At 64.9% G+C, this 25,261-nt stretch carries 19 protein-coding genes and 1 pseudogene; 18 read left to right on the top strand and 2 right to left on the bottom strand.

The window, feature by feature from the left end; genetic code table 11:
* The first annotated feature begins 81 nt into the window (after positions 1-81).
* From ACWAT4_RS28240 to ACWAT4_RS28165, 16 genes are all read left to right on the top strand, one after another.
* On the top strand, positions 82-858 hold the full coding sequence (locus ACWAT4_RS28240) for an HpcH/HpaI aldolase family protein (protein WP_212303772.1): 777 nt from the start codon (positions 82-84) through the stop codon (positions 856-858).
* 177 nt (positions 859-1,035) lie between these two features.
* Positions 1,036-2,559: a UxaA family hydrolase gene (locus tag ACWAT4_RS28235; RefSeq protein WP_212303773.1), complete on the top strand. Its 1,524-nt coding sequence runs from the start codon at positions 1,036-1,038 to the stop codon at positions 2,557-2,559.
* Positions 2,560-2,765: 206 nt separating this feature from the next.
* Positions 2,766-3,284, top strand: coding sequence for a PAS domain-containing protein (locus ACWAT4_RS28230; protein WP_212303774.1), 519 nt, complete (start codon positions 2,766-2,768; stop codon positions 3,282-3,284).
* A complete protein-coding gene (locus ACWAT4_RS28225) occupies positions 3,262-4,566 on the top strand; it encodes a methyl-accepting chemotaxis protein (protein WP_212303775.1) in 1,305 nt (434 codons plus the stop codon). Before ACWAT4_RS28230 ends, ACWAT4_RS28225 begins: the two co-directional genes overlap by 23 nt.
* A gap of 259 nt (positions 4,567-4,825) precedes the next feature.
* The gene (locus ACWAT4_RS28220; RefSeq protein ID WP_449728614.1) at positions 4,826-8,095 is read left to right on the top strand and encodes a transglutaminase family protein; all 3,270 of its coding nucleotides are present in this window, start codon (positions 4,826-4,828) and stop codon (positions 8,093-8,095) included.
* A gap of 27 nt (positions 8,096-8,122) precedes the next feature.
* Complete coding sequence (locus tag ACWAT4_RS28215; protein WP_449728613.1) at positions 8,123-10,645, top strand: circularly permuted type 2 ATP-grasp protein; 2,523 nt, start codon at positions 8,123-8,125, stop codon at positions 10,643-10,645.
* The gene (locus ACWAT4_RS28210; protein WP_212303778.1) at positions 10,642-11,520 is read left to right on the top strand and encodes a transglutaminase family protein; all 879 of its coding nucleotides are present in this window, start codon (positions 10,642-10,644) and stop codon (positions 11,518-11,520) included. The genes ACWAT4_RS28215 and ACWAT4_RS28210 overlap by 4 nt, the downstream gene beginning before the upstream one ends.
* A 260-nt stretch (positions 11,521-11,780) precedes the next feature.
* The gene (locus ACWAT4_RS28205; protein ID WP_449728612.1) at positions 11,781-13,415 is read left to right on the top strand and encodes an ATP-grasp domain-containing protein; all 1,635 of its coding nucleotides are present in this window, start codon (positions 11,781-11,783) and stop codon (positions 13,413-13,415) included.
* A 290-nt stretch (positions 13,416-13,705) separates the two neighbouring features.
* Positions 13,706-14,533 carry a metal-dependent phosphohydrolase gene (locus tag ACWAT4_RS28200; RefSeq protein WP_212303780.1) on the top strand — a complete coding sequence of 276 codons (828 nt, stop codon included), beginning with the start codon at positions 13,706-13,708 and terminating at the stop codon, positions 14,531-14,533.
* Positions 14,534-14,594: 61 nt separating this feature from the next.
* A complete protein-coding gene (locus ACWAT4_RS28195; protein ID WP_212446407.1) occupies positions 14,595-15,485 on the top strand; it encodes an alpha/beta fold hydrolase in 891 nt (296 codons plus the stop codon).
* Positions 15,486-15,599: 114 nt separating this feature from the next.
* Entirely contained in the window at positions 15,600-16,226 is a 627-nt protein-coding gene (gene folE, locus ACWAT4_RS28190) for a GTP cyclohydrolase I FolE (RefSeq protein WP_212303782.1), read from the top strand.
* 30 nt (positions 16,227-16,256) lie between these two features.
* On the top strand, positions 16,257-17,780 hold the full coding sequence (locus ACWAT4_RS28185; protein WP_449728611.1) for an FAD-dependent oxidoreductase: 1,524 nt from the start codon (positions 16,257-16,259) through the stop codon (positions 17,778-17,780).
* Positions 17,781-17,883: 103 nt separating this feature from the next.
* The gene (locus tag ACWAT4_RS28180; RefSeq protein WP_212303784.1) at positions 17,884-18,465 is read left to right on the top strand and encodes an HdeD family acid-resistance protein; all 582 of its coding nucleotides are present in this window, start codon (positions 17,884-17,886) and stop codon (positions 18,463-18,465) included.
* Between the two features lie 458 nt (positions 18,466-18,923).
* Entirely contained in the window at positions 18,924-20,156 is a 1,233-nt protein-coding gene (locus tag ACWAT4_RS28175) for an acyl-CoA dehydrogenase family protein (protein ID WP_449728610.1), read from the top strand.
* A gap of 444 nt (positions 20,157-20,600) precedes the next feature.
* Positions 20,601-21,095 carry a septal ring lytic transglycosylase RlpA family protein gene (locus tag ACWAT4_RS28170; protein ID WP_212303786.1) on the top strand — a complete coding sequence of 165 codons (495 nt, stop codon included), beginning with the start codon at positions 20,601-20,603 and terminating at the stop codon, positions 21,093-21,095.
* A gap of 495 nt (positions 21,096-21,590) precedes the next feature.
* A complete protein-coding gene (locus tag ACWAT4_RS28165) occupies positions 21,591-22,109 on the top strand; it encodes a P-loop nucleotide/nucleoside kinase family protein (protein WP_212303787.1) in 519 nt (172 codons plus the stop codon).
* A 174-nt stretch (positions 22,110-22,283) separates the two neighbouring features.
* Here the strand turns inward: ACWAT4_RS28165 and ACWAT4_RS28160 are convergent, their stop codons facing one another.
* Positions 22,284-23,192 (bottom strand): LysR family transcriptional regulator, encoded by a 909-nt coding sequence (locus ACWAT4_RS28160; protein ID WP_212303788.1) that lies wholly within the window; start codon positions 23,190-23,192, stop codon positions 22,284-22,286.
* A 154-nt stretch (positions 23,193-23,346) separates the two neighbouring features.
* Here ACWAT4_RS28160 and ACWAT4_RS28155 point away from each other — a divergent pair.
* A pseudogene (locus tag ACWAT4_RS28155) lies at positions 23,347-23,733 on the top strand ((R)-mandelonitrile lyase); the annotation flags it as partial.
* 28 nt (positions 23,734-23,761) lie between these two features.
* Positions 23,762-24,778 (top strand): zinc-dependent alcohol dehydrogenase family protein, encoded by a 1,017-nt coding sequence (locus ACWAT4_RS28150; RefSeq protein WP_449728609.1) that lies wholly within the window; start codon positions 23,762-23,764, stop codon positions 24,776-24,778.
* Between the two features lie 19 nt (positions 24,779-24,797).
* On the opposite strand, the gene ACWAT4_RS28145 is transcribed toward ACWAT4_RS28150, so the two are convergent.
* Positions 24,798-25,250, bottom strand: a complete 453-nt coding sequence (locus ACWAT4_RS28145; RefSeq protein WP_212303791.1) for an arsenate-mycothiol transferase ArsC — start codon at positions 25,248-25,250, stop codon at positions 24,798-24,800.
* Between the last annotated feature and the right edge of the window lie 11 nt (positions 25,251-25,261).

The following is a 25,261-nucleotide window of genomic DNA, read 5'->3' as shown; positions in this document are numbered from 1 at the left end:
AGCGAGGCCGAACTGTCGCGGCGCGCGGCGCGATGGCGAAGGTCCAACAACACGGTCCAAACAACAAAGAAGGAAGGCAACGTGGCGAACAAGGTCAAGGAAATCTGGAAGTCGGGCAAGGCCGTGGTCAACGCGTGGCTGGCGATCCCCTCCGGCTTCTCGGCAGAGATGATCGCACAATGCGGCTTCGACAGCGTCACCGTCGACATGCAGCACGGCGTCCAGGACTATCTGTCGATGGTGCAGTGCTTCCAGGCCATGGACAAGCATCCGGTGACCCCGATGGTCCGCGTGCCCTGGAACGAGCCCGGCATTATCGGCAAGGTGCTCGACGGCGGCGCCTATGGCGTGATCTGCCCGATGGTCAATACGCCGGAGGAAGCCAGGAACCTCGTTTCCTATTCGAAATATCCGCCGCAGGGCGTCCGCTCCAACGGCCCGATCCGCGCCGGCATGTACGGCACCGCGGGCTCCTACCAGAAGACCGCGAATGCCGATACCATCCTGCTGCCGATGATGGAGACGAGGACCGCGGTCGAGAACATGGAAGCGATCCTCGACGTTGAGGGCATCGACGGCGTCTATGTCGGCCCGTCCGACCTCGGCTTCTCTTATGGCCTCGAGCCGAAGCTCGACCGCTCGGAGCCCGAGATCCTCGCGATCTACGAGAAGATCATCAAGGAGTGCGGCAAGCGCGGCCTCAACCCAGGCATCCATTGCAGCGGCGCCGAAGGCGCTGCGCGCGCCATCAACATGGGCTTCAAGCTGGTGACCCTCTCGAACGAGGTCGGCCTGATGACGACCTATGCCAAGATGCAGGTGAATGCGACCCGCAAGGACGCGGGCGGCAAGGCCTGAGCTCTCTCCTAACCCTCTCCCCGTTCTTACGGGGAGAGGGTTAGGGTGAGGGGCTTCTCTCAACACGAACAAATCTAACGATCGAGCGCGCGGCTCGCCCCTCACCCGGATCGCTGCGCGATCCGACCTCTCCCCGTAAGAACGGGGAGAGGTGAAGTAAGACCCAAGGAGATACCCATGACCATCAGCCCCGTCATCCGCCTGCATCCCGCCGACGGCGTGCTGATCGCGCGCGCGAGCCTGCCGCCAGGAACGGTGGTGGCCGACGGCGTGACCACGATCGAGCGCATTCCCTCCGGCCACAAGGTCGCGATCAAGCCGTTTGCCGTGGGCGAACCCGTCATCCGCTACGGCCAGATCATCGGCTTTGCGACCCAAGCCATCGCGCCGGGCCAGCACGTGCACGTGCAGAACATCGGCATGGGCGATTTCGCCAAGGACTACGCCTATTGCGCCGACGTCAAGCCGACGCCGAATTTCGATCTGCCGGCAACCTTCGAAGGCATCCGCCGTCCCGACGGCCGCGTCGCCACGCGCAACTATATCGGCATCCTCACCTCGGTGAATTGCAGCGCGCATGTCGCAAGCCTCGTCGCCGACGTCTTCAAGAAGAACCCGTTCACCGGCGACAATCCGCTGGCCGAATTCCCGAACGTCGATGGCGTGGTTGCGCTGACCCACAAGACCGGCTGCGGCATGACGCAGAATGAGCCGCTCGCGCTGCTTCGCCGCACCCTTGGCGGCTATGCGCGGCACGTCAATTTCTCCCACGTCATCGTGCTTGGGCTGGGCTGCGAGGTGAACCAGATCGGCGGGCTCATGGAAGAGCAGAAGCTCGCCGGCCGGCTGCGCGCGATGGACATCCAGGAGGTCGGCGGCACCCGCAAGACGGTGGAAGCCGGCATTGCCTTCGTGCGCGAGGCGCTGGCTGACGCCAACAAGGTCAAGCGCGAGAGCGTGCCCGCGAGCGAGCTCACCGTGGCGCTGCAATGCGGCGGCTCGGACGGCTATTCCGGCGTGTCGGCCAATCCGGCGCTGGGGGCGGCGAGCGATCTGATCGTCCGTCACGGCGGCACCGTGATCCTGTCGGAGACGCCCGAGACCTACGGCGCCGAGCATCTCTTGACGCGCCGCGCCGTCAGCCGCGAGGTCGGCGAGAAGCTCGTCGATCTCATGCGCTGGTGGGACGAGTACACCGAGCGCGAGGGTGCCGAGATGAACGCCAATCCGAGCCCTGGCAACAAGGCCGGCGGCCTCACCACCATTCTGGAAAAGTCGCTCGGCGCGATGGCCAAGGCCGGCACCACCAACCTTGTCGAGGTGCTGCGCTATGCCGAGCCGATCACCAAGAAGGGTTTTGTCTTCATGGACACGCCCGGCTACGACCCCGTCGCCGCAACGGGGCAGGTCGCCGGCGGCGCCAATTTGGTCTGCTTCACCACCGGCCGCGGCAGCGTGTTCGGCTGCAAGCCAGCGCCCTCGATCAAGCTCGCCACCAACACGCCCATGTACAAGCGCATGGAAGAGGACATGGACGTCAATTGCGGCACCATCCTCGAAGGCGAGGAGAGCGTCCAGCAATGCGGCGAGCGCATCTTCGATCTCATCCTGAAGACCGCCTCGGGACAGCCGACCAAGAGCGAGAGCTTCGATTTCGGCGGCGCTGAGTTCGCGCCCTGGGTGCTCGGCGCGACGATGTGATCGCGCCTGGCGCCGAGGTTTACGAGCAGAATCGCAAATGCGTCCGATTGGCGCTGATGTGCCGATCGTTCGTTACGTAATGATACGGAGGCGAAGGCCTCTCGCAAGGAAGCCTCGGATTACACCTGGTTAACACTGTTGCCGTAGACAGGAGAGTGATGCGGTCCGCAACGGCGCGGACCGGCCTTTATCCGAGGACCGAACCGATGCAAGCGATACGTCCCACTGGGGTGGAAAATCTCCTCGGTGAGGAGGAGCTGATCGTATCGAAGACCGATCTCAAAGGCCGCATCACCTACGCCAACGACATTTTCCTGCGCATGGCGAAGTACTCCCGGAAGGAGCTGATGGGCGCGCCCCACAGCCTGATCCGCCATCCCGACATGCCGCGCGCCGTCTTCAAGCTGCTGTGGGACACGCTCCAGTCCAAGCAGGAGATCTTCGCCTACGTCGTCAATCTGGCGAAGGACGGCAGCCATTACTGGGTGTTTGCCCACGTCACGCCGACCTTCGACGAGCGCGGCAACATCGTCGGCTATCACTCCAACCGTCGCAAGCCGGATCCCGTGCAGATCGAGCGCATCAAGCCGATCTACAAGACGCTGTGCGCCGAAGAGGCGCGGCACGCCAATGCCAAAGAGGGCATGCACGCAAGCTTCGACGCGATGGTCGGACTATTGAAGCAACAAGGTGTCGGTTACGATGAATTTGTGCTCTCTCTCTAAGGCGCAGGGAGCGACCGCGCTCGCGTGCGGTCTTGCCGTCGTTGCGTTCGTCCTCTCGCTTCTCGGTGTGGCCGGAGTCCCCGCTGCGGCATTGCTTGGCGCGACCGTCATGCTGCTCGGCTACGCCGTCTGGTGCCAGCATCGCACCGCGGTGGCCGTCGATGAGGTCGCCGACACCTGCCGCAAGGCAGCACGCGGCGATCTCGAGGCGCGCATCCTGAGCGAGCGGCAGGCCGGGCGGATCGGGGCGATCCAGAAGTCCGTCAACGACATGCTCGACATCACCGACGCATATTTGCGCGAGGCCTCGGCGTCGATGGACTATGCCAGCCGCGGCAAGTATTTCCGCAAGATCCTCGCGCGCGGATTGCCAGGCTCGTTCCGCCGTTCGGCTGTCGTCATCAATTCCGGCACCGACAGTCTCGGCCGTCGCGTGGTCGAAATCGCGGATCTCGCAAAACAGTTCGGCACGCATCTCGACGGAGTTGCTGGCACGCTGATGGGCGCGGCGACCGATCTCGAATCCGATGCCGGCCAGATGGCGGCGGCGGCCGAAAAGACCAGCCGCCAGACCTCTGGCGTGCTCAGCGCCTCTGACCAGGCCTCGCGCAACGTCGCGACCGTCGCCAGCGCCGCGGAGCAGCTCGCATCCTCGATTGCCGAGATCAACCGTCAGGTCGCCGGCTCGACCACGAGCACCGGCCGCGCCGTGAACGAAGCCAATCGCGCCGGCAGCGAGATCCGCACGCTGGCGGAGGCGGCGATGCAGATCGGTGACGTCGTCAAGCTGATCAGCGAGATCGCCTCGCAGACCAACCTGCTGGCGCTCAACGCCACCATCGAGGCGGCGCGGGCAGGGGAGGCCGGCCGCGGCTTCGCGGTCGTGGCCTCCGAGGTCAAGAGCCTCGCCAACCAGACCGCGAAGGCGACCGAGGAGATCAGCGCCAAGGTCGGCGAGATGCAGCAATCGACCACCAACTCGGTCGCGGCAGTCGAGGCGATCGCGCAGACCATCGCCGAGATCAACGGCATCACGGCCTCGATCGCGACGTCGATCGAGCAGCAGGGCCTTGCCACCCGCGAGATCGCCCGCAGCGTCCAGGAAGCCTCGGCCGGCACTTTGCAGGTGTCCTCCAACGTCACCGGCATCAGCGAGGCCGCCGCCGACACGGGCCGCGTCGCCGGCCGGGTCAACAGCGCTTCCGAGCGCGTGCATGGCGAGGTCGAGACGCTCCGCCGCGAGGTGACGCAATTTTTGCAGCGGCTGACCTCGGCGGCGTAGGGCTCGCCCACCGCTGTCGTCCCGGACAAGCGTGCCCTAAAGCGCGCGCCGATCCGGGCAACGCTGCGCGTCGCCCAGAGCTCTGCTTGTCCGGGACGACGAGCGTGGGACGAGCACGGCGTAACCACACTCTCAGTCATTGTCCCGACAAAGCTGGGACGACCGGGATACTTCCTAGGCACGGTCTGCCCGTTGTTAGTGCTTGATCGCGCTGACATCAGGTGTTCTGCTCAAAAAAGCTGCTGGAGCACCGTACCCCGTGTCGATCTACGTCGCATTACACCACGTCACGCACTACAAATACGACCGCCCGATCGACCTGGGTCCGCAAACCATCCGCCTGCGGCCGGCGCCGCATACGCGGACGCCGATCCTGAGCTACTCGCTCAAGGTCACGCCGGCGAACCATTTCGTGAACTGGCAGCAGGACCCGCAGGGCAACTGGCTCGCCCGCTACGTCTTTCCGGAGAAGACCACCGAGCTGAAATTCGAGGTCGACTTCACGACGCAGATGACCGTGGTCAACCCGTTCGACTTCTTCGTCGAACCCTATGCCGACAGCTTTCCGTTCGAATATCCGAGGGATCTCAAGACCGAGCTGGCGCCATATCTCGAGACCATCAAGCCCGATCCCGCCTTCGCGAAATATCTGGCCTCGATCCCGCGCGAGGCCCCGAACACGGTCAACTTCCTGGTCGATCTCAATCGCGAGCTCCAGAAGAAGATCAACTACATCATCCGCATGGAGCCCGGCGTGCAGACGCCGGAGGAGACGCTGACCTCCTGCGCCGGTTCATGCCGCGACTCCGCCTGGCTGCTGATCCAGACCTTTCGTCATCTCGGCCTCGCCGCACGTTTCGTCTCCGGCTATCTGATCCAGATCCGTCCCGACATCGATCCGATCGAGGGACCGCCGGAAGTCGAGAACGACTTTACCGATCTGCATGCTTGGGCCGAAGTCTATCTGCCGGGCGCGGGCTGGATCGGCTTCGATGCGACATCCGGGATGCTCGCGGGCGAGGGGCACATCCCCGTTGCCGCCACGCCGCATTATCGCTCGGCCGCGCCGATCTCCGGCGGCGCCGGCTTTGCCGAGGTCGAGTTTGCCTTCGACATGAGCGTCCGGCGCATTCGTGAAGCGCCGCGCATCACAAAGCCGTTCTCCGACGAATCTTGGGCACGGCTGAACGATCTCGGCGAGCAGGTCGACGGCGATCTCGCCGCGCAAGACGTGCGGCTCACCATGGGTGGCGAGCCCACTTTCGTGTCCGTGGATGATCTCGAGGCGGCGGAGTGGAATACGGAGGCCGTCGGCCCGACCAAGCGCGCGCTCGGCGACGATCTGATCCGCCGTTTGCGCACGCGCTTCGCAGCCGGAGGCCTGCTGCATTACGGCCAGGGCAAATGGTATCCGGGCGAGAGCCTGCCGCGCTGGGCTTTCGGCCTCTACTGGCGCAAGGACGGCGTGCCGATCTGGAAGAACGCGGACCTCATTGCAAAAATCGAAAATCCCACGCGTGCCCAGACCGAGGACGCCGAGGATTTCATGGAAGGCACGGCGGCGCGGCTCGGGCTCGATCCCGGCTACATCATTCCGGCCTATGAGGACACCGTCTACTGGCTGCAGAAGGAGGCCGAGCTTCCGATCAACGTCGATCCATCCAACTCGCAATTGTCCGATCCCGAGGCGCGCGCGCGCATGGCGCGAGTGTTCAATCAGGGCCTCCGCGCGCCGCGCGGCTTCGTGCTGCCGGTGCAGCGCTGGAATGCGCCGCCGCGCTGGCGCAGCGAGCGCTGGCAGCTCCGGCGCGGCCATCTGTTCCTGTCGCCGGGCGATTCACCGCTCGGCCTGCGCCTGCCGATAGGCTCGCTCGGCTACGTCCCCCCCAATCAATATCCCTACATCGTCGAGCGGGATCCGCTGGAGGCGCGCGACAAGCTGCCGGTGTTCACGCCCCCGGCGCGGCCAAAAGCACCGCCGCGCGTCGCGCCCGAGCAGCTCAACACGTCCATCCCCGTCCGCACGGCGCTGTCGATCGAGGTTCGTGACGGCGTGATCTGTGCCTTCATGCCGCCGGTCGAGCGTATCGAAGATTATCTCGAGCTGGTCGCAGCGGTTGAGGCCACCGCCGAGGAGATGCAGCTTCAGGTCCATGTCGAGGGCTATGCGCCCCCGTTCGATCCGCGCATCGAGGTCATCAAGGTGACGCCCGACCCCGGCGTGATCGAGGTCAATATCCAGCCGGCGCAGAGCTGGCGCGATGCGGTCGAGATCACCTCCGGCCTCTATGAGGATGCCGGCAAGGTGCGCCTCGGCGCCAACCGCTTTCTGGTCGATGGCCGCCACACCGGCACCGGTGGCGGCAACCACGTCGTGATCGGCGGCTCTTCACCGCAGGACTCACCGTTCCTGCGGCGCCCCGATCTCTTGAAGAGCCTCGTGCTGTATTGGCAGCGGCATCCGTCGCTGTCCTATTTCTTCTCCGGCCTGTTCATCGGTCCGACCAGCCAGGCGCCGCGTATCGACGAGGCGCGCCACGACAGTATCTACGAGCTCGAGATCGCGCTTTCGCATGTGCCGCCGCCGGGCTACCAGACGCCGCTGTGGCTGGTTGATCGCTTGTTCCGGCATCTGCTCGTCGATATCACCGGCAACACCCATCGCGCCGAGATCTGCATCGACAAGCTCTATTCGCCCGACGGGCCCACCGGCCGCCTCGGCCTCGTCGAATTCCGCGCGCTCGAAATGCCGCCGGACCCGCGCATGTCGCTGGCGCAGCAGCTCCTGATCCGCGCGCTGATCGCAAAGTTCTGGCGCGAGCCGCAGGCAGGCAAGTTCGTGCGCTGGGGCACCGCGCTGCATGATCGATTCATGCTGCCGCATTTCATCTGGGAAGATTTTCTCGACGTGCTCACCGAACTGAAGGAGTTCGGCTATCCGTTCGAGCCGGAATGGTATCTGGCCCAGCTCGAGTTCCGCTTCCCCGCCTTCGGCCGCGTCCATCATGGCGGCGTGACGCTGGAGCTGCGCCAGGCGCTGGAGCCCTGGCATGTGCTCGGCGAGGAGGGTTCGGCCGGCGGCACAGTGCGCTATGTCGACTCGTCGGTCGAGCGGCTCCAGGTCAAGGCCGAGGGCTTCGTCGAGGGCCGCCATGTCATGACCTGCAACGGCCGCCGCCTGCCGATGACATCGACAGGCCGCTCCGGAGAGGCCGTTGCCGGCGTCCGTTTCAAGGCCTGGCAGCCGGCCTCCGGCCTGCAGCCGACCATCCCTGTCCATGCGCCCCTGACCTTTGACCTCATCGACACCTGGAACGGCCGCTCGCTCGGCGGCTGCGTCTATCACGTCGCCCATCCCGGTGGCCGCAACTACGATACCAAGCCGGTCAACACCTATGAGGCCGAGGCGCGGCGGCTGGCACGCTTCCAGGACCACGGCCATACGCCCGGGCCCATGCAGCCGCCGCCCGAGGAACGCACAAATGAATTTCCGCTGACCCTCGACTTGCGGACCCCGCTCCTGCAATGAGTATGATGGTGGGGCAGGGAGAGGCGCATGGGCGAAGGCGCAGCCGAAGAGGACAGAGCGGGCAAGGCGCAGGGACAGCGTGAGGGGCAGCGCCGCCTCGCGCAATGGGTCCGCGACTATCGCCGCCTGCCCGGCATTCCCGATGAGTTCCTGGGGCCCGACGGCGCCCCGCGCGCGGTCTGGAGCCGCTTCTTCGATGCCTTCGGCGCGCTCGCACCTGACGAGGTCGAGCGGCGCTTCGGAATGGCCGACCGCCACCTGCGCGAGGCCGGCGTCACCTACCGTGCGCCGGGCGACAGCGCCGACCGGCCGTGGTCGCTCAGCCATCTGCCGCTGCTGATCGACGAGGCCGACTGGAAGCAGCTCTCCGGCGGCATCACCCAGCGCGCCGAGCTCTTGGAGCTCGTGCTGCGCGACATCTATGGCGAAGGCCGGCTGGTCGCGGAAGGCGCGCTGCCGGCCGGTGCGATTGCCGGCAGCCCTGAATATCTCCGCGCCGTCTGTGGCGTGCCGCCGCCGGGCGGGCGCTACCTCTCGCTCTATGCCGCCGATGTCGGCCGCGGACCCGACGGCCGCTGGTGGGTGCTCGGCGACCGCACCCAGGCCCCGTCGGGCGCGGGCTACGCGCTGGAGAACCGCCTGGTGCTCTCGCGCGCCTTCTCCGATCTCTACAAGTCGATGAACGTGCCGCGCGTCGCGCCGTTCTTCGAGGCGTTCCGCGACTCGCTTCGTGCGCGCGCCGATCGTGACGAGCCGCGCATCGGCGTGCTCACGCCCGGCAGTTTCAGCGAGACCTATTTCGAGCATGCGACGCTGGCGCGCTACCTCGGCTTCCTCTTGGTCGAGGGCGATGATCTCGCCGTCAGCGACAACCGCATCCACATCCGCACGGTTGCCGGGCTGAAGCGGCTCGACGTGCTGCTTCGTCGCGTCGATTCCAACTCGCTCGATCCGCTCGAGCTCGATGCCTCCTCGCATCTCGGCGTGCCCGGCCTGATCGACGTGCTGCGCAAGGACGGCGTCGTCGTCGCCAACATGCCGGGCTCGGGCGTGCCGGAGGCGCGGGCGCTGCTCGGTTTCCTGCCGGCGCTCAGCCGCCGCCTGCTCGGCGAAGAGCTGAAGATGCCGCACATCGCGACCTGGTGGTGCGGCCAGAAATCGGCGCGCGACGAGGTGTTGTCGCGGCTCGACGAGGTCGCGATCGAAGGTGCTTATCAGCGCGGCGTTCCCGGCTTCGAAAGCAACGGACCCGTGCTGGCGAGCGAGCTCGACATCGCCGGGCGTCAGCGCCTGGTTGATGCCATCAGCGCGCGTGGCATGGACTACGTTGGCCAGGAGGTGGTGCGTCTGTCCACCATGCCGGTGTGGGAGCACGGTCAGCTGACGCCGCGTCCGTTCGTGTTGCGCGTGTTCGCAGCCGCAACGCCGGACGGCTGGGCCATCATGCCCGGCGGCTTCTGCCGGATCGCAGAGCAGCCGGACGCGCGCGCGGTGTCGATGGGTGACGGCGCCCGTGCCGCCGACGTCTGGGTGGTTTCGGAGAAGAAGGTCTCGACCGCATCGCTGCTGCCGGCGACCGACAAGGTGCGGATCCGCCGCATCGCCGGCGTGCTGCCGAGCCGCGCCGCGGACAACCTGTTCTGGCTCGGCCGCTATCTCGAACGCGCCGAAGCGACGCTGCGGCTGGTCCGTGCGCTGGGCTCGCCGAGCGGGCCCAACAAGGGCACCGCGGCCTCGTTGCAATCCGCCGAACGGATCCAGCGCCTGCTGGTGACCTGGGGCGCGATCTCGCAGACCTCACGTGCGGCGCCGGGGCGTATCGTTGCCGAAGCGTTGCAGAGCGAGGCGCGCTTCGGCTCGGCGCTGTCGCTGGTGCGCGCGGCGCAACGCACGGCGACCTCCTTGCGCGAGCGGTTGTCGCCCGATGCCTGGCAGGTCATCATCGAAATGGCCGAGCGGCTCTCTTATGAGGTCGAGGACGACGACAGCGTGTTGAGCGCGGCCGAGCTGACCTTGCAGGAGCTTGCGAGCTTCGCAGGCCTGGCGCAGGAGAACATGAACCGCGCCGCCGGCTGGCGCTTCCTCGACATCGGCCGCCGCACCGAGCGTGCGATCAACACGGCCCGTTTCGCCCGACAGTTTGCCTATGACGAGGCCGGCGACGAAGACCTCGATATCCTGCTGACGTTGGTGGATTCCCAGATCACCTATCGCTCGCGCTACCTGCTGGCGCCGATCCTGGCGCCGGTGCGCGACCTCGCGGTGCTCGACAGCTACAATCCGCGCTCGGTGGCGTTCCAGGTGGCAACCCTGAACGAGCATATCGCGGCGCTGCCAAGCCTGAAGGAGCACGGTCTGATCGAGCGGCCGCAGCGGCTTGCGATAGCGGTGCAGTCCATGCTGGCCACGGCCGAGGCCGAGAAGCTCGAGGTCAAGACGTTGTTCGCGCTGGAGCAGGATCTGCTCAGTCTCGCCGAAGCCATTGGGCTGCACTACTTCCCCCATGGTCCGAATGCGAGCCGGCCGGAAAAGCTGACGGGGCTGGCGTGATCTACGACATCCGTCACGTCACCACCTACGAATACGAGAGCCCGGTCAGCTTCGCCCGCTGTACGCTTCGGCTCGAGCCGAAGGACGGCAACGGTCAGGAGCTGATCTCGCACAAGGTCGAGATCCGGCCGCGTCCGTCCGAGCGCCATGTCCGCCGTGACTTCTTCGGCACGCTGACCGAGAGTGTGGTGATCGACGCCGCGCATCGCAATTTGCGCATCGATTCCCGTTCGCGTGTCTCGGTGTCGCGCCAGCCGCCGGCGCGCGATGCTACCAGCCCGTCCTGGGAGAGCATCCGCGACATCGCGTTTGAAGCGACGAGCCTCGGGCCGTCCTCGCCGGTTGGTTATGTCTTCGCGAGCCCCTTGGTGCCGGTGTTGCGTCCCGTCAGTGCCTATGCGGCTTCGAGCTTTGCGTCAGGCGCGGGCATCCTCGCTGGCGCGGTCGATTTGATGCATCGCATCCGCACCGAGTTTCGCTACGACCCCAAGGCCACCGCGATCTCGACGCCGCTGAACGAGGTCTTCGACAAGCGCCACGGCGTCTGCCAGGATTTTGCTCATGTGATGATCGCAGGCCTGCGTGGGCTCGGTCTGCCTGCCGCCTATGTCAGCGGTTACTTGCGCACGATCCCGCCGGCGGGCCAGCCGCGCTTGCAGGGCGCCGATGCGACGCATGCCTGGGTGTCGCTGTGGTGTGGGGCCGAGCTCGGCTGGATCGATTTCGACCCGACCAATGATCTGCTGGTCGCCAACGATCACATCGTGCTGGCGGTTGGCCGCGACTTCTCCGATGTCTCGCCGGTCGATGGCATCATCGTCGGCTCGCCGAAGCAGAAGCTCGGCGTCGCCGTCGACGTGTTGCTGGTGGAGTGACCGCAGTCTCACCGCTTGGCGTGGTGAACGGATGCATCCGAGTGCGCGAAAATTTGTTTCCGCGTGTTTCCCGGCGGCCGCGGGCGATCGTCCATTAATGCGCTGTTAACCATGCCCCCGCGACATATTGGCACACCGTTCCTTGTTGAAGCCGAATCCATGGTCGAGGACCCCGTGTTGCTGACGGACACCGCCGAACAGGTGGCGATCGCGTGGACCTTGCATGGCGTCACCTTCACGGCGACGTTTCCGGAGACCGCATGACGTCACTATCGATGGCCTTCCCGACGGCGGAGACCGATCCGCCGAGCGTTTCCGAATTGTTGCGCGCGGGTCGTGAGCACTACCGGAGCGGGGAGATCAAGCGGGCGATCGCGATCTTTCAGGCCGGGCTCGCGCTTGCAGCCACGGCGTCGATCGGTGTGGTGGTCGACGGCGTTGCCGATCTTCACGCCGCTCTTGCCAATGCGTTCATGCTCTCCGACGACATCGCCGCAGCGGCCGCAAACTACAAGGCTGCCTTGCGGATCGCGCCGCATCTCGTCGCCTGCTGGTGCAATCTCGGCATCGTTCATCAGCGCAGCGGCCAGGCCCAGGACGCGATTTCGCTTTACCTCGAGGCGCTCCGGCGTAATCCGGGCCACCGGCCCTCGCGCACGAATCTGGTCCAGGCGCTGGTGGCGACGCGGCAGTTCGCGATCGCAAGAACGCTGTTGCTCGAATTGCTCGAGGAGACCCCCGAGGATGCCGCGCTTCGCAGCCAGCTCGGCAAGGTCTGCTTCGAGCTTGGCGAGACGGACGAGGCGCTCGTGCAGTTCGAGCGGGCGGTGTCGCTGGCTCCAGAGCAGGCCGAGAATTTCTACTGGGTTGGAGCCATCCGTCAGGCGCGGGGCGAGTTGGAGGTGGCGCAGGCCGCCTACGCCCGTGCCGCACAAGTGCATCCGATCCTGCGCAGGCCCGCCGCCAAATCGCGGCCGGCGTTTCGGGCGCTGGCGCTGTTTGCGCCCTTCGTCGGCAACACGCCGGTCGAATTTCTCTTCAGGGATTGTGCGTACCAGACCAGCATTCTGTCGCTGCTGCCAGGTAGCCAGCCGGATGTCGCCCTGCTGGCGCACGAGGCCGACGTCGTCGTCAACCTCGTCTCCGACGCAGATCAAGGCGCGGAGGTGCTTCCTGTCGCCACCGCGATCGCACGAGGCCTCGGCAAGCCGGTCGTCAACGATCCCGCAAAGATTGAGAACACCACGCGCGACGCCACCGCGTTGGCACTCGCCGACGTCGCGGGCTGCCGCGTGCCGCGCACGTTGCGCATTGTGGCCGGGGAGGGACTTCCCGACGGCCTCGACCTCGCCTTTCCCGTGCTGGCGCGCCAGGCCGGCATGCACGGCGGCGACGTCTTCGAGAAGCTCGACGATATCGCGGCGCTGACCGCGTTCCTCACGGCTCACGCGGGCCATGATCGCTATTTGATCGACTATATCGACTATCGCTCCGCCGACGGCTTTTACCGCAAATACAGGTTCTTGTTCATCGGCGAGGAAATCCTGCCCTACCATCTGGCGATCGGAGACGACTGGAAGCTCCATCGCGACGCGACCGACATGGCGCATCACGCCTGGATGCAGAGCGAGGAGGAGGGCTTCCTGCGCGCGCCCGGGCAGGTCTTCGGCCCGTCCCATGACGCGGCGTTGCGAGTCATTCGCGATCGCATCGGCCTCGACTATTTCGGCATCGACTGCGCCCTCGACCTTGACGGCCAACTGGTCGTGTTCGAGGTCAACGCCTCCATGCTGGTGCACGACCAGAATCCGGAATTTCCTTACAAGGATCCTTATATCCGCAGGATCAAAGTCGCGTTCGAGGGAATGCTCGCGCGCTTTGCGCGGGGGAATTGACGCCACCGTCCGCTTCGCGGTGCAGGTTCCCTGATCCGGCTGCGCACACATCCATCGCAAGATGAACGGTCGGCCAATGGCCGGGCTGGCGAAGCGTCGCTCGGCCCAGCCTGTGGATGCATCGAGCCATCACCGCAACCGTGATGCTGCGCGGCGGGACAGGATCATATTTACGTATTTTTGCTCCAGGATTTGGCCCATCGCCCCGGATTGGGCTATGCTGACATCGAACACGAGAATGAGGCGTCGGGAGTTACCGTGGGACACCACCGACAGACGGGGCTGCATCCATGATGACGTTACCGCGACTGGCGGCTGAATCCCTGGAGAAGCTGCTGGGCACGTTCATGCGGCGTCGGTACGGCGAGACCTCGGCAAGCATCGTCGAGAGCGCAACCCGCACAGCGATGGAATGCATCGGCAACAGCGATGCGCTTTACCATAACGTCGAGCATACGATGCTGGTGACGCTGGCGGGCCATTCCATCCTGAGTGGCCGAAGTCTCCATGTTCACCTGACGGCCGAGGATTACGTCCACGTCCTGATCGCCTGCCTTGCCCACGATATCGGCTATGTTCGCGGCCTGTTCGAGGAGGACGACGTCGACGGCTTCGTGATCGATGCCGCCGACACCAAGGTCTCGTTGCCGCGCGGTGCGTCGGACGCGAGCCTGATGATGTATCACGTCGACCGCTCCAAACTCTACGTGACGCGGCGGCTGCGACATATTCCGGGGCTCGACCCGGAACGCATCGCCCGCGCCATCGAGGGGACGCGTTTTCCGGCTCGGGAAGGCCAGGAGTATGACGACGACGCCTCGATCCTGCGCGCGGCCGATTTCATCGGGCAACTCGGCGACCCCAACTATCTGCGCAAGGCCAATGCGCTCTATTACGAGTTCGAGGAAGTCGGCATGAACCGCCAACTCGGCTACGACTCGCCTGCCGACATCGTGAACCGCTATCCACAGTTCTATTGGAACAGCGTCGCACCGCATATCCAGACCGAGATCGGCTATCTCAACAAGACCGAGATCGGCCGGCAGTGGATCGCCAATCTCTACAGCAACGTCTTCCGCGCCGAGCGCGACATCTCGCTGTCCGGACCGCAGAGGTAGCGGTACTCTTGTAGCCCGGAAGGAGCCAACGGGCTTCGGCCGCCGAATCCGTGAGCTAATCATGCAGCAAAAAACAATCCTCACGGATGTCCTCGACATCGCCTATCTCGACTACGGCGCGCCGGATGGCTGGCCCTGCATCATGGGCCACGGCTTCCCCTATGATGTGAACGCCTATGCCGAGACCGCGCCGCTCCTCGCGCAGGCAGGCGCGCGGGTGCTGGTGCCCTGGCTGCGCGGATATGGGCCAACGCGCTTTCGCTCCGCGGCGACGCTGCGCTCGGGCGAGCAGGCGGCGCTCGGCGCCGATCTCCTGGCCTTCATGGATGCACTTGGCATCGCGCGGGCCGTCGTCGGCGGTTATGATTGGGGCGGTCGCGCGGCCTGCGTGGTCTCGGTGCTGCACCCCGAGCGTGTGGTCGGGCTCGTCTCCGGCAACTCCTACAACATCCAGAACATCGCGCGCGCGATGGAGCCGGCCTCGCCGCCGGAAGAGGCCGCGCTGTGGTACCAATATTTCTTCCACAACGAACGCGGCCGCCGCGCGCTGGAGCGCAATCGCCGCGGCTTTGCCCGCCAGCTCTGGGCGATGTGGTCACCGAGATGGCAGTTCGACGACGACACCTTCGAGAGAAGCGCTGTGTCGTTCGACAATCCTGATTTCGTCGACGTCGTGATCCATTCCTATCGCCACCGCTTCGCGCTGGTCGAGGGCGATCCCGCTTATGCGGCTATCGAGGCGAAGCTCGCCCAACAGCCGCCGGTCCGCGTCGCCACGATCGCGATCGACGGGGACAGCGACGGCGTCAATACCGGCACCGCCCATCACGCGCGCAAGTTCGAGGGCTTTTTCGAGCGGCGGGTGTTCGCCGGCGCCGGTCACAATCTGCCGCAGGAGCGGCCGGCGGAATGGGCGCAGGCCGTGCTCGACGTCCGGAAGGCGGCCTCGTAGAGCCGCCTTTCCTGCGCTCTTCCGATTTTTCCTGATCCCGGGAACCTTTTCCGATCGCAGCCGTCCAAGCTGTGGGGCCGGTCTGTAGGCGGCTCGTTGCAGGAGAGGTTTCCGATGAAGTCACAGGCACGCAGGCTGGAACGTGTCGCGGTCGCAGAGGCGCCGAGCGAGCGGCCTGATAGGGCGGAGGTCGAGCAGGCGATCCGCACCATGATCCGCTGGGCTGGCGATGATCCCGCGCGCGATGGCTTGCGCGACACGCCGGATCGCGTCGCGCGTGCCTTTGAAGAATATTTCTCCGGCTATGCGCAGGATCCGACCGAAATCCTGCAAAAGACCTTTGAGGAGATCGAAGGCTACGACGAGATGATCGTGCTGCGCGGCGTCCGCTTCGAGAGCCATTGCGAGCACCACATGGCGCCGATCGTCGGACGGGCCTGGGTCGCCTATATCCCGGAAGGGCGCGTCGTCGGCATCTCCAAGCTCGCGCGTCTCGTCGACATCTACGCCAAGCGCCTCCAGATCCAGGAGAAGATGACCGCGCAGATCGCCAACACGATCAACGACGTGCTCAAACCCCAGGGCGTCGGCGTCATCATCAAGGCGACGCATCACTGCATGACCACGCGCGGCGCGCACAAGCCGGGGACCGATCTCGTGACCAGCCGCATGCTCGGCGTGTTCCGTGACAATGCGCTGACGCGGCAGGAATTGCTGGGGCTGGCCAATTCGGACGATTGATCCGCAAGGAGACGATGCAAGGAGACAACCATGACCGAAGACAAAAAGCCGAGCGGCCCGGACCTGACCAAAGGCGTTGCGCTCGGCGCGTTCAAGGACGGCAAATTGCTCGGTCATGTCGGTGAGGAGGATGTCCTGCTGGTGCAGGCCGGCAGCGAGATCTTTGCGATCGAGCCGTCTTGCAGCCATTACCATGGCCCGCTCGCCGAGGGCCTCGTGGTCGGCGACACCATCCGCTGCCCCTGGCATCACGCCTGCTTCTCCTTGCGGTCGGGCGAGGCAACGCGTCCGCCAGCGCTGAACGCGCTGGCGGTGTGGGATATCACGCGCGACCGGGACAGGATCATCGTTGCGCGCAAGCGCGAGGCACCCAAACCTTCAATGGCTCATCGCAGCGCGCCGACAGCGGAAAAATTCGTCATTGTCGGCGGCGGTGCGGCGGGCTTCGCGGCCGCCGAGACGCTTCGCCGCGAGGGTTTTGCCGGCGCCATCACCATGCTCAGCAGTGACGGCGCGATGCCGGTCGACCGGCCCAACCTCTCCAAGGATTACCTCGCCGGCAATGCGCCGGAGGACTGGCTGCCGCTGCGCGGCGAGGACTATTATCAGGACGCGGGCATCGATCTCCGGCTGAACACGAACGTCGCGGCGATCGATCCGAAGACGCGCAGCGTCACGCTGGGCAATGGCGACAAGCTGTCGTTTGATCGGCTGCTGCTCGCGACCGGCGCGGAGCCGATCAAGCTCCAGATCCCCGGCGCCGACCAGCCGCATGTCCACACCCTGCGCTCTGTGGCCGACAGCCGCGCCATCATCAAGGCCGCCGGCAGCGCGAAGCGCGCACTGGTGATCGGCGCGAGTTTCATCGGCCTCGAGGTCGCGGCGTCCTTGCGGGCGCGCAAGATCGAGGTGCACGTGGTCGCGCCGGAAGAGCGGCCGATGCAGAAGGTGCTCGGGCCCGAGATGGGCGACTTCGTGCGCGCGCTTCACGAAGAGAACGGCGTGGTCTTCCACCTCAAGGACACCGTGGAAAAGTTCGATGGCGCGCGCGCCAAGCTGAAGAGCGGCGCCGTGATCGATGCCGACCTCGTCGTGGTCGGCATCGGCGTCAAGCCGCGCCTAGCGCTTGCGGAGCAGGCGGGGCTTGCGGCCGACCGCGGCGTCAGCGTGAGCGAATATCTCGAGACCAGCATCGCCGGCATCTTCGCGGCCGGCGACATCGCCCGCTGGCCCGATCCGCATTCGCGGCAAACCATCCGCGTCGAGCACTGGGTGGTCGCGGAACGGCAGGGCCAGACCGCGGCGCGGAACATGCTCGGCAAGCGCGAGCGCTTCGATGCCGTGCCGTTCTTCTGGAGCCAGCATTACGATGTGCCGATCAACTATGTCGGCCACGCCGAGAGCTTTGACGACATCGCCATCGACGGCAGCATCAGGGATAAGGATTGCCTACTGAAGTACCGCAAGGACGGCCGCGTGCTCGCAGTCGCCTCAATTTACCGCGATCTCGACAATCTCAAGGCCGAGCTCGAGATGGAGCAGTCGCACGCTTGATCTGCGTCAACGCTGGTGGCGGCGGGGCTGATCTGCTGGCTGTCGTCCCGGCGCCATGCTATCCTGGGATGCGCTCTGGGGCATCACATGCAGGAGTAGCGTCATGACAAGTGTGTCGGATACGTCTCAAAGCCGTGATTCAAGTCTAGGCTCCGGCATCGCAGCGCTGCACGCCAAATGGGGCTGGATCGTCGCCCTCGGCGTCGTCTACCTCATCACCGGTTTCGTCGCGCTCGGTAGCGTGGTGATGGCGACCGTAGCGAGCGTCCTCGTGGTCGGCGCCATGATGATCGTCGCGGGGGCGGCCGAGATCATCGGTGCCTTCCAGATGAAGAGCTGGGGCAAGTTCCTGATCTGGGTGCTGCTCGGCGTGCTCTATGTCATCGCCGGCTTCCTTACCTTCGACAACCCGCTGTTTGCGGCGGTTCTGCTGACGCTGTTTCTGGGCGCATCGCTGATTGCATCCGGCGCCGTCAGGCTGTTCCTCGCCTTCAGTATGAAGCGCGAGAGCCCGTGGGTGTGGGTGGCGCTGTCCGGAGCCATTACGCTGCTGCTCGGCTTGTTGATCGTGGCGCGCTGGCCGGTCAACAGCGTCTACATTCTCGGCCTGTTCCTCGGTATCGATCTTATCATGGCGGGCGCGGGCTGGATCAGCCTGGGCTTCGGCTTGAAGCAGCGGCACTAGCGCATCAGCAACTCGACGCAAGACCATCTTGCGGAACTCCGCTGAGCCGGCGCGCTGGCAAAAGGGCACGCCGCGTGATCGTTTCGCGCGGACGATCATCACCGGGGAGAAACCATGAAAGCCGCTTTGGCCCTGGCCGCTGCGCTGGCGCCTGTCTGTCCGCGCCCGCCTTCGCACAAGAATCCTAAAGGTGTCACCGACACCGAGATCAAGATCGGCAACACCATCCGATCAAGGACGGCTATATGCTCCAGTTCGACGGCGACGACTGGATCGTGGCGAGCGAGCAGATGCGCGGGACGTGAGGGGTTTCTCACCACTCGTTCGGTACCGTAGGGCGGGCAAAGGCGCACGTGCGCTGTACCCATCATCTAACAATGATTCGAAAGAAACGGTGGGCACGCTCCGCTTTGCACACCCTACGAGACCGACGCATGGTCGGCGAATAGGAGACCACCATGAACTTTCAACACTCTGCCCGTTCGCTCGAGCTGCAGGAGCGCGTCCGCCAGTTCATGCGGGTGCATGTCGAGCCAGTCGAGGAGCTCTACTACGAGCAGGTCAAGCCGGAAGCCGCGCGCTACAGAACGCCGCCTGTGCTCCAGGACCTGAAGCGGCTCGCGCGGGAGCAGGGGCTCTGGAATCTGTTCCTCTCCGGCGAGCATGGCCCGGATCTTACAAAATCTGGCCTCACCAATCTCGAATACGCGCCGGTGAAGGAGATCATGGGCCGCATCCTCTGGGCGCCCGAGGTGTTCAACTGCTCGGCGCCGGATGTCGGCAACATGGAGGTGCTCGCCAATTATGGCACCAAGGCGCAGCAAGAGCGCTGGCTGAAGCCGCTGCTGGAAGGCCGCATCCGCTCCGGCTTCTCGATGACGGAGCCGCAGGTTGCCTCCAGCGATGCCACCAACATCCAATGCGCAATCACGCGCGACGGCGACGATTACGTCATCAACGGCCGCAAATGGTTCACGTCAGGCGCGATGAACGAGGATTGCGAGATCCTGATCGTGATGGGCAAGACCGCGCCCGACCATCCCGACCGCCATCGCCAGCAATCCATGATCCTGGTGCCCCGGAATACGCCCGGCGTGCGCATCGTTCGCGACATGCTCACTTACGGTTATGACGATGCGCCGGTCGGCCACCCCGAGATCGTCTACGAGAACGTCCGCGTGCCCGCCGAGAACATGCTGCTCGGCGAAGGCCGCGGCTTCGAGATCGCGCAAGGCAGGCTCGGCCCCGGCCGCATCCACCATTGCATGCGGCTGATCGGCTGCGCCCAGCGCGCGCTGGAATTGATGTGCCAGCGGTCGGTGTCGCGCACGGCGTTCGGCAAGCCGCTCGCCGAGCAGGGCTCGGTGCGCGAGGACATCGCGCACTCCTTCTGCGAGATTGCGCAGGCGCGGCTCCTGACGTTGCAAGCCGCCGACAAGATGGACCGCGAGGGCAACAAGGCCGCGCGCGACCTGATCGCCGCCGCCAAGATCGTGGTGCCCAGCATGGCGGCCCGTGTCATCGACCGCGCCATCCAGATCCATGGTGCCGCCGGCGTGTCGCAGGACACGTTCCTCGCGCGCGCCTATGTCTACGCCCGCTTCATCCGCATCGGCGACGGCCCGGATCAGGTGCATCTCGCCGCCGTCGGCAAGGAGCTGATCAAGCGCGGCGGCGTCATCGGAGGCTAAAGCATGATCCGGAAAAGTGCGCAGCGCTTTTCCGGAAAGATCATGCTCAAACTACGGCCCTCAAGCGCGATGACGCTTCATCCCAATTTCATCGCGCTTTAGCGCTTCCTGTTGCAAGACAATGATATGCACATCGATGTGCACATCGCCCAAAGTTCCGCGCGATTGCGGTTCTCACGGGTGTTGCGCAATGGATCTTCATTTGCTGGGTGCAGTAAGACTGCGGGGATCGAGGTCCATGGCCGCCGGGGCCATGTTGCTGACTCATTCCCTGTCTTAGACAGCGACAACGAAAACACGCGGGGACCGCTCAGGTTCTCGCAACGGTTCCACGGCCAGGGGTTGGCCCAAATTCGCAAGAGACTGGCGCAAGTTCAGAAACGCTGACGCGTTCGCTTGGCCATGTTCTGCGGCATCGGGAACCGCACGAAAATCAAAGGAGATATGATGGTGTTCCGCTCGAGCGCCGCAATTTGCGGCGCCCTGGTTGCGCTTGGCGTTTCTGTGACTGTTGCCCGTAGTGAAGCAAGTGGGGTTCATGCAAGCGCCGTCGTCGATGCCGCCTGCGGAGATGTGATCGTCGGCGCAGCGTCCACGTATAATCCGTTCAAACCCGGCAAGGAGGAGGGCGGCCCGAGCACGGCTTCCGGCGAGCGGTACGATCCCTCGGTCTGGACCGCTGCCATCAAGACGAGCCTGCGTCGGAAATTTGGCGGAGTCCAATTCGGGGCGAGGCCGAAATTTGCGCTCGTTGAGGCCGTCGGCAAGAAGGTCATCGTCAAGATCAACGACGTGGGACCGCTCAAGCCCGGCCGCATCATCGATCTCAATGAGCGAACGATGCGCCATTTCGATCCAAGCATGGAGCTCGGAGTCATTCCCGACGTCACCGTGAGGCCGTTGGCCGGCGACGATTGGACTCCGGGACCGGTCGGCTAAACGCTCATCGCTGACAACGGCACAGCCCTTCGGTCCATCGACAGGCCGCAGACGACGGCAAGGCGGTGGACCGGCGCCGCGCGAATCCGTCTTGCAAGCCAGGCGGCGGAAGGGCTGCCGCCGCCTCCCATAGGGCCCCCGCTGCCGTTTTGGCACAAACTGCACAGGCGTTCAGCCCTGTCATAGGTTAACTTTGGGCATGGACGGCGAACTGGTCATACGTGTCGTTGTCGTTGCGGCTGGTGCTTTCACCGTGGCTGCCGTTTCCGCGCTCCTATTCAGCTATTGATCTATCTCAACGTGCGCACCGCGCCTGGGGCATTCCCTGTCATGAGCAGGACATGCGCTGGGTGCAACGATGCGACCGTGGGCTTTGCATGCGCTGGTTTGGGGGCTGACCGCGATCGGCCTGATGGCCATCGCCTCCATGATGCTCTGAGACCATGGGGCTGCGCGGCCCATTGCAGGCACCCGCGTGCCAATGGATGATGGGGCATGAGAAGTCGGCACCCCATTCTCATCGTCTTCGGCGGCCTTCCCGGTACTGGAAAGACGACGCTCTCGCGCGAACTGACACAGCGGCTCGCGGCAACCTATGTCCGGGTCGATGCGATCGAACAGGCATTGCGCACTGCGGGCCATGATGTCGGTCCGATGGGTTACGTCGTCGCCAACGCGCTGGCGGCTGAAAATCTGAGGCTCGGCCGCGTGGTTGTCGCTGATAGCGTCAATCCGGTGCCGGCCAGCCGCGACGGCTGGCGGCGGACGGCCCTGCAGATGTCAGCACGGATCGCCGAGATCGAGGTGATTTGCAGCGATGCGGCTTTGCACCGGCAGCGGGCGGAAGCCCGCAGGTCCGACATCACTGGCCTCGAATTGCCGACCTGGAATGACATCCTGTGCCGGCACTATGAACCCTGGGATCGAGACCACCTGGTGCTCGATACCGCCAATGAGTCGATTGATCGTCTGCTCGAACGTGCAGAGGCCTATCTCCGCGACGAGATCGGGTGATCCGGTTCCAACCTCCCGCGACATCTTGTCGGCGCCAAAACTTCGTCATCATCTGTTCAAGATTCGCAGCTAGTCTTTCACGTGACGATTGGTTCGCCGGATGTACGCGGACTGCATCGCAAGCCTCGGCCTTCGTGCCGGGGCTTTTCGTTGTCGAAGCACACCTGAGAACCGTTAGCTGCGTTTTCTTCGCGTGTCGTGATGCCGGAGCGCGTCGACGATCACCTTGAATGCAGCCGAATTCTGCCGCGAGCTTGGATAATAGAGGTAATAGCCGTCGAAGGTCGGTGACCAGTCGTCGAGCACGATGACGAGCTCGCCGGACCGGACGTGCCGCGTCACCATGTCTTCGGGGACATAGGCAATGCCGAAGCCCTTGATGGCAGCCTCGATCATCGCGTGGGAATCGTTGAACGTCACTTGTCCTTCGACGCGGACCCTGAGATCCTGGCCGTTCCTGCCGAACTCCCACACATAATGACCGCCGGCCGCCGCGCGTCGCTTGATGCAGACATGCTTCAGGAGGTCCTGCGGGTGCTTCGGCTTCGAATGCTCCTTCAGATATGCCGGCGAGGCGATCGCAACGAGCCGCCAATCCGGGCCGATGCGGACCGCGATCATGTCTTTTTCGACACTCTCTCCGAGGCGGATGCCGGCATCGAATCCGTCCTCGACGATGTTGCGGAAAGCCGTCTCGATGTCGAACTCGACCTTGATGTCCGGGTACGTCCTCAGGATCCCGACCAGTTTCGGCCAGACGGCCTTTTTCAGGGCGTGCTCCGAGAGCGTGATCCGGATGGTGCCGGACGGCTTGTCACGCAGTGACATCAACGCGGCAATATCGCGCTCGATCTCGTCGATGCGAGGGGCAACGGATTGCTGAAGCCGTTCGCCGGCCTCCGTCAGGCCGACGCTTCGGGTCGTGCGCGTGAGAAGCCGCAGGCCCATCTGCGATTCCAGACGCTTGATCGTATGGCTGAGCGTCGATTGCACGACGCCGAGTTTCGCGGCCGCCTTCGTGAAGCTGCGCTCGCGGGCGACGGCCAGGAAGGCCAGCAGGTCGTTGAAATCCTGGTTAGCCATGGCCGTCACTATTCATGGCCTGCATCGATTAATGCAAGCAAATTATATCGACTAATCGGGCGTTGCCCGGGCCGCTATGTGTGTTTCCGTGGAAGCGAGCGCGAGTCCTCGGTGATCGACGCAAACGGGGCCGTTCGCATCAAGGAGACAACAGGTGCAAATTCGGCAAGCAGGCTCGCAACCGTCGGTCCGGGCTCCGGCCGAGTATTTCACCGGCGTGGTCCGTATCGATCCCCTGTTCCCGGCCGTCGACCCTTCGCGCGTCGCCGGCAATCACGTCACCTTCGAGCCCGGCGCGCGCACGGCGTGGCACACGCATCCGTTTGGCCAGACGCTGATCGTGACCTCCGGCCTTGGCCGTGTGCAGCGTTGGGGCGGACCGGTCGAATGCATCCGTCCGGGCGACGTCGTCTCGTTCGAACCCGGCGAGAAGCACTGGCATGGCGCGTCTGCGACGTCTGCCATGAGCCATATCGCGATTCAGGAATCGCTCGACGGCAACCCGGTCACATGGATGGAGCGGGTGACGGACGAGCAGTATGGCGCCCCGCCGCCAAAGGAGCATGACAATGAAAGCAACCGTCCTCCACGGACCCGGCGATATCCGTTACGAAAGCGTCAACGATCCGAAGCTCATTCATCCGACTGACGCCATCATCAAGCTGTCGGCGACCTGCATCTGCGGCTCCGATCTCTGGCCCTATCGCGGTCTGCAACCGCAGGACGGGCCAGCGCATATGGGTCACGAATATTGCGGCGTGGTCGTCGAAGTCGGCAGCGCGGTGCGGACCATCAAGCCCGGCCAGTTCGTCGTCGGCTCGTTCTGCCTGTCGGACAACACCTGTCCGCATTGCAAATTCGGCTTCCAGTCGTCGTGCGAGCAGCGTGAGTTCATGTCGGGCGCGCAGGCGCCTTACGCGCGCGTTGCGCTCGCTGACGGCACGCTGGTCGCAACTCCGGAGATGCCGGGGCGCGATCTCATCCCGCATCTGCTTGCGACCTCCGACGTGCTCGGTACCGGCTGGTATGCCGCAGATGCTGCGAATGTGAAGCAAGGCTCCGTGGTCGCGGTGGTCGGTGACGGCGCGGTCGGCCTGATGGGCGTGCTTGCGGCGAAAGAGATGGGCGCGGAGCGCATTATCGCCATGAGCCGTCACAAGACGCGGCAGGATCTGGCCCGCGCGTTCGGCGCGACCGATATCGTCGTCGAGCGCGGCGCGGAGGGTATCGCGCGGGTCAAGGAGCTGACCCGGGGCGTCGGCGCCGACTCGGTGCTCGAATGCGTCGGCACGCAGGAAGCGATGTCGCAAGCGCTCGAATGCACGCGGCCCGGCGGCACCATTGGCTACGTCGGCGTTCCCCATGGCGTGACCTTCGATGGCCGGGCGTTGTTCTTCGCCCAGCGCCGCATGATGGGCGGTCCTGCGCCGGTGCGGCGGTTCCTGCCCGATCTGATGGACCGCGTGCTTAATGGACGGATCCAGCCGGGCAGGGTGTTCGATCTCACGCTGCCGATCGATCAGGTCGCCGAAGGCTACAAGGCGATGGATGAGCGCCGCGCGATCAAGACACTGCTGACGGTGTAAGCGCGGGGCTGGGCGCCGTCTATCGGGAGTGGCGTTGCAGGCTCCCGATCAGCCGCCCGACGAGCTCATCGATCTTGCCCAGCGCCGCCTGCGGATCGAGGAACTCGATATCGTCCACGTTCCAATATTCGACGCGATGGGCGACGCCGGCAAAGCGTTGCTCGATCATCGGGCGATGCTCGGCGTCCTTCAGCGCGACCACATGGTCCGCGCCCGCAAAGTCGGCGACCGTGCAGAGCTCAGGATATCGCGCAGCGCCGCCCGCCGCGATGCCTTTCGCGCGCAGGGCGTCCAGCGTGTAGGGCGACATCGGCCCGACGTTTTCAGGGAAGAGGTTTTCGGCGACGCCGCGCGAAAATGCCTGCCAATCCAGTCCTACGAGCCCGGCTTGATGGTTGAAGAGTTCCTCGGCGTAGCGGCTTCGGTAGTAGTTGCCCGTGCAGAGGAACAGCACGCGGTTGGTCTTGTTCATCGGCAATGGGT

The sequence above is a fragment of the Bradyrhizobium sp. T-1 genome (assembly GCF_053592855.1).
Note: the sequence above shows the minus strand (reverse complement) of the source record. Positions and strands in the feature narration are given on the sequence as shown.

What these genes read in the sequence shown, in the direction of transcription:
- ACWAT4_RS28235 (WP_212303773.1), top strand. Translation starts at nt 1,036, where the DNA reads ATGACCATCAGCCCCGTCATCCGCCTGCATCCCGCCGACGGCGTGCTG.
- ACWAT4_RS28230 (WP_212303774.1), top strand. Translation starts at nt 2,766, where the DNA reads ATGCAAGCGATACGTCCCACTGGGGTGGAAAATCTCCTCGGTGAGGAG.
- ACWAT4_RS28225 (WP_212303775.1), top strand. Translation starts at nt 3,262, where the DNA reads ATGAATTTGTGCTCTCTCTCTAAGGCGCAGGGAGCGACCGCGCTCGCG.
- ACWAT4_RS28215 (WP_449728613.1), top strand. Translation starts at nt 8,123, where the DNA reads ATGGGCGAAGGCGCAGCCGAAGAGGACAGAGCGGGCAAGGCGCAGGGA.
- ACWAT4_RS28205 (WP_449728612.1), top strand. Translation starts at nt 11,781, where the DNA reads ATGACGTCACTATCGATGGCCTTCCCGACGGCGGAGACCGATCCGCCG.
- ACWAT4_RS28200 (WP_212303780.1), top strand. Translation starts at nt 13,706, where the DNA reads ATGATGACGTTACCGCGACTGGCGGCTGAATCCCTGGAGAAGCTGCTG.
- ACWAT4_RS28195 (WP_212446407.1), top strand. Translation starts at nt 14,595, where the DNA reads ATGCAGCAAAAAACAATCCTCACGGATGTCCTCGACATCGCCTATCTC.
- folE (WP_212303782.1), top strand. Translation starts at nt 15,600, where the DNA reads ATGAAGTCACAGGCACGCAGGCTGGAACGTGTCGCGGTCGCAGAGGCG.
- ACWAT4_RS28185 (WP_449728611.1), top strand. Translation starts at nt 16,257, where the DNA reads ATGACCGAAGACAAAAAGCCGAGCGGCCCGGACCTGACCAAAGGCGTT.
- ACWAT4_RS28180 (WP_212303784.1), top strand. Translation starts at nt 17,884, where the DNA reads ATGACAAGTGTGTCGGATACGTCTCAAAGCCGTGATTCAAGTCTAGGC.
- ACWAT4_RS28175 (WP_449728610.1), top strand. Translation starts at nt 18,924, where the DNA reads ATGAACTTTCAACACTCTGCCCGTTCGCTCGAGCTGCAGGAGCGCGTC.
- ACWAT4_RS28170 (WP_212303786.1), top strand. Translation starts at nt 20,601, where the DNA reads ATGATGGTGTTCCGCTCGAGCGCCGCAATTTGCGGCGCCCTGGTTGCG.
- ACWAT4_RS28165 (WP_212303787.1), top strand. Translation starts at nt 21,591, where the DNA reads ATGAGAAGTCGGCACCCCATTCTCATCGTCTTCGGCGGCCTTCCCGGT.
- ACWAT4_RS28160 (WP_212303788.1), bottom strand. Translation starts at nt 23,192, where the DNA reads ATGGCTAACCAGGATTTCAACGACCTGCTGGCCTTCCTGGCCGTCGCC.
- ACWAT4_RS28150 (WP_449728609.1), top strand. Translation starts at nt 23,762, where the DNA reads ATGAAAGCAACCGTCCTCCACGGACCCGGCGATATCCGTTACGAAAGC.
- ACWAT4_RS28145 (WP_212303791.1), bottom strand. Translation starts at nt 25,250, where the DNA reads ATGAACAAGACCAACCGCGTGCTGTTCCTCTGCACGGGCAACTACTAC.